This window comes from Candidatus Dadabacteria bacterium (assembly GCA_026706695.1).
Taxonomy (GTDB): Bacteria; Desulfobacterota_D; UBA1144; order Nemesobacterales; family Nemesobacteraceae; genus Nemesobacter.
The window spans coordinates 1-7952 of sequence record JAPOYE010000015.1; the positions used below are offsets into that span (position 1 = coordinate 1).

Consider the following 7952-nt stretch of genomic DNA (forward strand, 5'->3'; position numbering starts at 1 on the left):
GTTTCCTGCGCCGTTAACTACAATACGGAGAATCCACGCTCGACGGAAGCTTCGGGTGGCGGCTGGATATCGAGGTACGCATGGGGAGACGATTACCACGACGTAATGGGAGAGATGCTCGACGGGCTTGCGGACTACATAACGGGTCTTTTCCCCGAAGAAACGGGCGTCAGGGCTTACGTGGATACGGGGCCGGTTCTTGAGAAAGTGCACGCGGGTCGCTCGGGAGTGGGTTGGGTGGGTAAAAACACCTGTCTTATAAACCAGAAGGTCGGCTCCTGGCTTTTTCTCGGAGAGGTGATAACCGACATTGAGCTTGACTACGACTCGGCGGCTGAGGACCGCTGCGGTACCTGCACCAGGTGCATAGACGCCTGTCCCACCGATGCCATAGTGGAGCCTTACGTGCTTGACGCCAGGAAATGCATCTCCTACCTCACGATAGAGCTTAAAGGCAAAATGCCGCTTGAGCTGAGGGAAGGGGTGGAAAATAATGTTTTCGGGTGCGAAATGTTTTCGGCTGCGATGTGTGTCAGGACGTGTGTCCGTGGAACCACGACGCTCTTTTTACTCTCAAAAAAAGCTTCAGGCCGCGGGAAAAACTGCTCAGTCCCGATTTCAAATGGCTTCTCGAGCTTGACGGGGACGGTTTCCGGGAGGTTTTCAGAAAGAGTCCGGTCAAGAGGGCCAAGCGCAGGGGTTTCATGAGAAATGTGCTCGTGGCTGTTGGAAATTCGGGAAATAAGGAGTATATAGAATACGCAAGGAGCCTTCTCGGAGATGATGAGCCGATCGTAAGGGCTCACGCGGTCTGGGCGCTCTGGATGCTCGGGGGAGAGGATTGCAGGGGCGAGCTTGAGTGTCTGCTTGAGACCGAAACCGACGGGGAAGTGCTGGAAGAAATTCACCATGCTGTTGGTTCCCCGCGAAACTGAGGTTTGTTTCTCATGAGTCATGAAAAAGACGAAATAATAAAGGCGAACAAAAAATTCTACGACGCCCGCAATCGCTACGATGTTGAACTCATAGAGCGGGTCTGGCTTACCGACGGCAGGGCCAAGTGCGTTCACGCGGGCTGGCCGATAATTCTCGGATGGGAAGCGATAAGGGAGAGCTGGAAAACCATTTTCGAGACGGGTGGATTTGACCGCGTTGATATTTCGAATTTCTTTGTTGACGTGAAGGGAAATTCGGCCTGGCTTAACTGCGTTGAGAGAGCGACTTACTCAATAGACGATCGCAGGGTTGTGGTGCTGGCCCAAGCGACCAACATATTCGAGCTTGCCGATGGAGAGTGGAAGATGACGCTTCACCACGCTTCCCTGATGCCTATTCCTCGCGCGGAGATTGATTACGAGAATCTTCAGTAAGGAGACTGAGTCTCTCCCCGATTAAGTAGACCAGTTGCTGGCAAGCCTCTCCCGTGACCGCGGATATGCTCAGGGTCTCGATGTCCCTTCCCTTGAGCTGTCTTGCCGTCTCTGCTTCTCTGTCTTTGGCTTCAACGATATCGATTTTGTTGAGAACGACCAGCTGAGGCTTCTCGGCAAGATTCGCCGAGTACTCCCTTAGCTCCGAGTTGATCTTGTCAAAATCCTCTACGGGATCCCTCCCCGAAATCGGGTCAAGATCGAGCATGTGAACCAGAAGGCGGGTTCTCTCCACGTGTTTTAGGAACTGGATACCAAGCCCGAGTCCCTTGTGGGCTCCCTCGATGATCCCGGGGATGTCCGCGATCACGAAAGACTGATGGTCCCCGTAGCTTACTACCCCGAGGTTGGGAACGAGAGTTGTGAAGGGATAGCCCGAGATTTTGGGTCTCGCGGCCGAGATTTTCGATATGAGGGTTGATTTCCCCGCGTTTGGAAACCCGAGGATGCCGACGTCGGCAAGCACCTTAAGTTCGAGCTTTACTTCCCTACGCACTCCGGGGCGCCCGCTCTCTACCTGTCTCGGCGCCCGGTTAGTCGGCGATACGAACCTTGAGTTTCCCCTGCCTCCGCCGCCTCCCTTGGCCACAGTAAAGCGCTCACCGTCCTCGATGAGGTCGGCAAGCGTTTCTCCGTCTTCAGAGGAAGTTATCACTGTTCCCGCTGGAACTGGGATGATTAGGTCGGAACCCGATTTTCCGTGCTGATCCTTGCCCCTTCCGGGCTGGCCGTTCTGGGCTTTGTATTCTTTTTTGTACCTGTAGTCAAGAAGCGAGGACATGTTCGCGTCAGCGACCACCACCACGTCTCCCCCCTTGCCGCCGTCGCCGCCGTTGGGGCCTCCCTTGGGAACGAACTTCTCCCTTCTGAAGCTGACGCATCCGTTGCCGCCGTTACCTGATATAACGGTTATTTTCGCCTCGTCTATAAACTGCATTTTGGTTTGGGCGGGTGAGAATCATCTCGCCGGGGCTTCGGTCTTGCGGATGGTCTGGAGGTTTTTCGGACGACCCCCTCCGGGGCGAAGCCCTAGAGCTGTTTTTGATGTTCCGCTATGTCCTTTTTTACGTTTCCCGTTATACCGTCCCAGTATCTCCACCAGTAGGAATCCGGTTCGTGGTTTGCCTTCTGCTGCTCGGCCCAGATGAGAACCTGCATGTGGTCTCCGTGATAGAGCACCAGTTTCTTCGCAGCGTCGGCAACCTCTTCATCGTTTATCGGAAGCTTGTTGAGCTCCCCGTCAAAAATGGCCTTTATCTCTTTTATGTAGGGAGCGGCGGCCCTTGAAATCTCCTTGATTTTCTCAGCCGGGGTTGCGACATCTCCCGGAAAAGATTCCTTTACGTTTTTCATGAGGTCCACGAAGTCAAGAAGATTATCAAGAGAGTCCTGAGCCTTCTTCACTTCCTTGAGACATCCCGTGAGTTCCTTTACGTTTACATTTAAAGACATTAAACCGCCTCCTTGATTGCAATCATGCCCCGCCCGGGGACAGCTCTGATTCTACCACATAATCCATTACTTTACCCTGTATACCAGAAGTCCGGGCTTGTTTTTCATGTAGGTGGCAAGCTCCTCGTCCAGCACCTTTTCGTGTACCGTGGAAGCGTGACGCAGGTAAACCACGCCGTCTTTTCTAACGGCTATTCCCGTGTGAGAGACGTCAAGGCCGTTTTTATCGGAGTATATCCCGAGGTAGTCCCCCGTTTTTATCTCTTGGAGAACTGGCGGGCTTAACTTCTCAGAGGGGACATAGCTCACGTCCCTTTTTACTGTCGCAAGTCCCGGAAGCCAGGGAGAGCCGTCTGTTTTTCTGTTCAGCTCCTTGGTCACGACTGCCGTTGCGTCGCCCCCGACTTCACGGGTTACATCACGGGCGTTTTTATCGTTCCCGTTTACCCAGTCGGAGAAAAAATGTTTCCTGTTCTCCCACCGCACAGCGCCGTCTTTATATCTCGTTTTCACGAGTTTTCCCTTGAATTCCCCGAAGCTTCCTGAAAGCCTGAGCGACTCCACGTAGTCGATATAGGTAAAGCAGTCAACCCCCGAGAGATCCACTGTAAGCTGCTCCGTCTCGCCGCTTGCTCCACCAAGGGTGTTTCCCGCGTAGGGAGTTCCGAGAAATTTCTCCGAGAGAAATTCTATTTTGGCGGCGGAACCGTCCTTTAAGGCTGCCCGCTCCATCAGGGTTTCTATTTCCTGCTGCGTCCAGTCCCCAAGAATCACTTTTTCTGAGTGTACAGTCGAGAAGTCTTTTCCGAAGACCGTGAACAGGAACTTGGCCGCGACAACTATGACGATCAGAAGAAAGAGATTTTTGATTATTCTTTTCATGGCTCTACCCCGGCGACCCGATGTTTATTCCGGCAAGGAGAAAAAGATCGTCTCCGAGCAGGTAAAGCACGGCCGAGAGGGAAAGAAAGGGGCCGTAGGCTATGGCATGTCCCGGATCTTTCTTGCGCAGTATTATAACCGAGAGTCCGATAAGGGTTCCCAGGATGGAACTCAGAAATATTATGACCAGCACCCCCCACATTCCGAAAAAAGCTCCCAGCATCGCTACGAGCTTTACGTCGCCCATTCCCATTCCTTCTTTTTTTCTCAAGTTCCTGTATGCCATGGCGATCAGCAAGAAAGCTCCTCCTCCGAGCAGCGCTCCTCCTATGGAATTAAAAATGGCGATACTGGCCGTCGCGGGCAGAAAGTCCCCAAGGCCGGAGAAAAAAACCGCTTCGGCCGCGGCTGCCCAGTCGGTTCTGACCGCGTTTAGCAAAACCCCGGCTGCTATTCCGGGAAGCGTTATCATGTCGGGAATGATCAGGTGTCTTATGTCTATCAGCGTTATAGCCACAAGTCCCGTGCAGAGCGCCAGGTAGAAAAGCACTTCGAGCGACACTCCGAACTCCCTGTAGAGAAAAACCGCCAGCACAGCGCAGAGAAGTTCTACAAGCGGGTACTCAGCCGATATCCGCTCTTCGCAGTAGGCGCACTTGCCTCCAAGCAGCAGCCAGCTCAGGATCGGAATGTTGTGAAGGGCCCTTATGGGGGTTTCGCAGCTTGTGCAGCGGGAACGCGGAGAGACTATCGAGACTCCGGCTGGAATTCTCCTTACACAGACGTTCGCGAAGCTTCCAAGTGCTGCTCCCAGAATGAAAAACCATATTTCGGGAACGATGCTATGAAGAAAAAGAAAAGAACTTTCCAAGGCGACTCCTGTCCCAGTTGCGGCTTTCGTTAAGCGTTTCTTTTCTGCAGTTCCGAAAGCGCCAGGTCAAAATGTCTTCTGCAGAGCTTGATGACTTTCCTGTTTTTCCCCAGATGCTCTTTTATCGCGTGCAAAGATGCCCTGTTGCATACGAGCTTTACGTCCGCTCCGGTTCTGCCTTCAAGCTGTTCTGCAAGTGCGGTGAGTTTCACATCCGTTCCGAGAGGCTTTTTCCGGGTGTGGATTTTTAGGATCTCGAGAATTTCCTCTTTTGAAGGGGTCGGGATCTCGACCACGAGATCGAATCTTCCCGGTCTCAGAAGCGCCGGTTCTATCATGTCAATCCTGTTTGTCGCGGCAAGCACCAGCACATCCGGGAGTTCCTCAACCCCGTCAATCTCGGCAAGCAGCTGGCTTACCACCCTTTCGCTCACGCGGGTCGAGTTAGATTCGGAGCGTCTCGGGCAAAGGGCGTCGAGCTCGTCGAAAAACACTATGCAGGGAGAAACCTGTTTTGCCTTTTTGAAAACTTCCCTTACGGCGCGCTCCGATTCTCCGACATACTTGGAGAGAAGCTCCGCCCCCTTTATGGAAATGAAGTTAACATCCGTTCTGTTGGCAAGCGCTTTTGCGAGGAGGGTCTTTCCCGTTCCCGGAGGGCCGTGAAGCAATATTCCCTTGGGTGACTCTACGTCCAAGGCCTCGTAGAAGTTCCTGTGCTTCATAGGCCATATGACGGATTCAATCAGGTCGTCTTTTACGTTCTCAAGACCTCCGACGTCATCCCAGGAGGTCTTCGGTATCTCAGCCACTATCTCCCTTATTGCAGAGGGATCGATATTTCGAAGCGCCTCAAGGAAGTCTTCCATGCCGACTTCTACAAGAAAGCTGTGTGCGACATTGGAGACGAAGTCCTGTTCCATGTCCGGCAGAATGTTGGTAAGAGAATTTATTGCCGCCTCCCTGCAGAGATTCTCTATGTCGGCCCCCACGTAGCCGCTTGAGAGCTCGGAGAGTCTTTGAAGATCCACGTCGCTTGAAAGCGGCATGCTTCTTGAATGAACCTGGAATATCTCTAGGCGGGCCTTGGTATCGGGGACCGGAAGGTGGATTTCCCTGTCAAACCTGCCAGGGCGGCGAAGCGCGGGGTCGATCATGTCCGGCAGGTTGGTCGCCCCGATAACCGTAACGTTTCCTCTGTGCGTGAGACCGTCCATTAGGGATAGAAGCTGGGCCACCACCCTTTTTTCAACATCTCCCGTAACCTTGTCTCGCCGGGGAGCTATCGCGTCCAGTTCATCTAGGAATATTATGGACGGCTGGTTCTTGGTGGCGTTCTCAAATATCTGGCGCAGTTTGGCTTCGCTCTCCCCGTAGAACCTGTGAATTACCTCGGGGCCGTTTATTACTTGGAAATTTGAATCCGTTTCAAACGCTATGGCTTTTGCGAGCAGGGTTTTTCCGCTTCCCGGGGGGCCTGTAAGAAGGATTCCCCTGGGCGGCTGAACCCCGAGCTTTTCAAAAAGCGATGGGAAGCGTATCGGAAGTTCGAGAATCTCCTTTATTCTTTTTATCTGGCTTGAAAGTCCCCCTATGTCCGTATACGAAACCCTTTCCGCGTCCACCTTGGTTTTCGGCCTCTGTATCACGTCCATGCGGGTTTTCTGACTTATGACAACCGAGTGCTCAGGCATCGTGGTAAGCACGTCGAAGTCTTCGGTCTTGGCGGCGGACACTCTCACAGATACCCTGTCTCCGACCGTTACGGGGAGTCCTTCAAGCCTGTTGTTGAGACGCTTGCTTTTGGACGGGTCGTAGAGAAACGCCTTGTTTCTGGGACACAGGGTTATCCTGCTTGCCTTCTCAAGGTCGGCTTTTGTCACTATTACTATGTCGTCAAGCTCAACTCCCGCATTCTCTCTGGTTACAGTGTCTATTTCTATCACGGAATCCGCTTCGCATTCTTCGGCATCAAGCGGCAGAGCTCTCACGACGGTTTTTTTCCTTCCGTCTATCTGTACCAGGTCCCAAGACGTAAGGCCCAGCTCCTGCATGTCTATGGGGCTTATCCTGGCGTAACCTTTTCCCGAATCCCTTGAGTGGATTTCCGATATTTTAAGCGATATCATAAGTCAGTACCTTTCAAAAAAGATATTAACGCTTAAAATTCTATGGTCAAGAAAGCGCCTGCGGGAAGGGGGAAAGCGGCTTTTTCCCGGGAAAAAACGGTTGGCGAGTCAAGTGCAGCTTAAACATCTGAGCCTTAGGAACTACAGAAATTACGAAAACCTCTCCCTTCCGTTCTATACGGGACTGAACGTCATCCACGGACGAAACGCCCAAGGGAAAACCAACCTTCTCGAGGCCATATATCTTGTCTGCGGGATGCGGCCTTTTTCGGGCGCGAAAAACTCTGAGCTCGTGCGCTTCGGCTGCGAGGCCTCGCTCGTTAAGGGGGAGATTCTTTCCGCAAATGGTCTCAATGAAGTGCACATAACCGTAAAAAAAGAGGGACGCCACACGCGGCTTAACTCAAAGACCGTGCGGAGCATAAGTCAGCATTTCGGCCGCTTCAAGGTCGTTTTGTTCCTTCCCTCGGACATAGAGATAGTTAAGGGCGGCCTTCAGGCAAGAAGAAATTACCTTGATTCCGTTGTAAGCGCCGTACACTCGGCCCACATAAAGCAGCTTCGCGACTACCAGAGGGCCGTAAGCCAGAGAAACCACATGCTCGGATTAAAGGAGAAAGTGTCCCCGCTTTCCGTGGAACTCTGGGACGATCAGATAGCCAGAATCGGAGCCGACATCGTGAGCAGGCGCATCGAGATGATAAAAAGCTTTAACCGTAAGCTCGCCGAGGTTTACGGGGAGCACGGGGAATCGGACATGTCGGCGCGCGTTAGCTACGGGTTTTCGTTTGAACGCAGGGCGGATATTGCAGAGGCGATAAGGGAAGCGCTTTCTAGGAATTTTCCTTCTGACAGAAAAAGAGGTCACACGACTGTCGGTCCCCACAGGGACCGGGTCGGTTTCCTGCTTAACGGGCAGGACGCTTCGCGCTTTGCCTCGCAGGGACAGTCAAAAAACCTGGTTCTGGCGCTTAAGGCCTCAGAGATAAGGCTTTTTAAGGAACACACGGGAACTAATCCCATACTTCTTCTCGATGACATAACGAGCGAGCTTGACATAAAGCGCAGGAGCTTTCTTTTCAAAACTCTCTCGGAATTCACCGGGCAGGTGTTCGTCACCTCGACCGATAAGAACGAGATACCCCGCCGGGGGGAATTCCACTCGTTTCTCGTTGACTCAGGCCGGGT

At 52.8% G+C, this 7952-nt stretch carries 9 protein-coding genes; 4 read left to right on the forward strand and 5 right to left on the reverse strand.

Annotated features, from left to right (window positions below; genetic code table 11):
• The 3 genes from queG to OXG10_01085 form a co-directional block, all read left to right on the forward strand.
• On the forward strand, positions 1–708 hold a 708-nt coding region (gene queG, locus OXG10_01075), incomplete at its 5' end, for a tRNA epoxyqueuosine(34) reductase QueG (GenBank protein ID MCY3825966.1).
• On the forward strand, positions 705–935 hold the full coding sequence (locus tag OXG10_01080; protein MCY3825967.1) for a HEAT repeat domain-containing protein: 231 nt from the start codon (positions 705–707) through the stop codon (positions 933–935). The genes queG and OXG10_01080, both read left to right, overlap by 4 nt.
• Positions 936–947: 12 nt before the next feature.
• Positions 948–1370 carry a nuclear transport factor 2 family protein gene (locus OXG10_01085; GenBank protein MCY3825968.1) on the forward strand — a complete coding sequence of 141 codons (423 nt, stop codon included), beginning with the start codon at positions 948–950 and terminating at the stop codon, positions 1368–1370.
• Here the strand turns inward: OXG10_01085 and obgE are convergent.
• From obgE to OXG10_01110, 5 genes are all read right to left on the reverse strand, one after another.
• Entirely contained in the window at positions 1330–2367 is a 1038-nt protein-coding gene (obgE, locus tag OXG10_01090; protein MCY3825969.1) for a GTPase ObgE, read from the reverse strand. The genes OXG10_01085 and obgE overlap by 41 nt on opposite strands.
• Before the next feature lie 92 nt (positions 2368–2459).
• Positions 2460–2882, reverse strand: a complete 423-nt coding sequence (locus OXG10_01095) for a hypothetical protein (GenBank protein ID MCY3825970.1) — start codon at positions 2880–2882, stop codon at positions 2460–2462.
• 66 nt (positions 2883–2948) lie between these two features.
• Positions 2949–3764 carry a DUF1460 domain-containing protein gene (locus OXG10_01100; protein MCY3825971.1) on the reverse strand — a complete coding sequence of 272 codons (816 nt, stop codon included), beginning with the start codon at positions 3762–3764 and terminating at the stop codon, positions 2949–2951.
• A gap of 4 nt (positions 3765–3768) precedes the next feature.
• Positions 3769–4635, reverse strand: coding sequence for a prepilin peptidase (locus tag OXG10_01105; protein MCY3825972.1), 867 nt, complete (start codon positions 4633–4635; stop codon positions 3769–3771).
• 29 nt (positions 4636–4664) lie between these two features.
• On the reverse strand, positions 4665–6764 hold the full coding sequence (locus OXG10_01110; protein ID MCY3825973.1) for a CDC48 family AAA ATPase: 2100 nt from the start codon (positions 6762–6764) through the stop codon (positions 4665–4667).
• A gap of 100 nt (positions 6765–6864) precedes the next feature.
• Here OXG10_01110 and OXG10_01115 point away from each other — a divergent pair.
• Positions 6865–7952 (forward strand): DNA replication/repair protein RecF (locus OXG10_01115; protein ID MCY3825974.1); only part of this gene is annotated, 1088 nt, incomplete at its 3' end.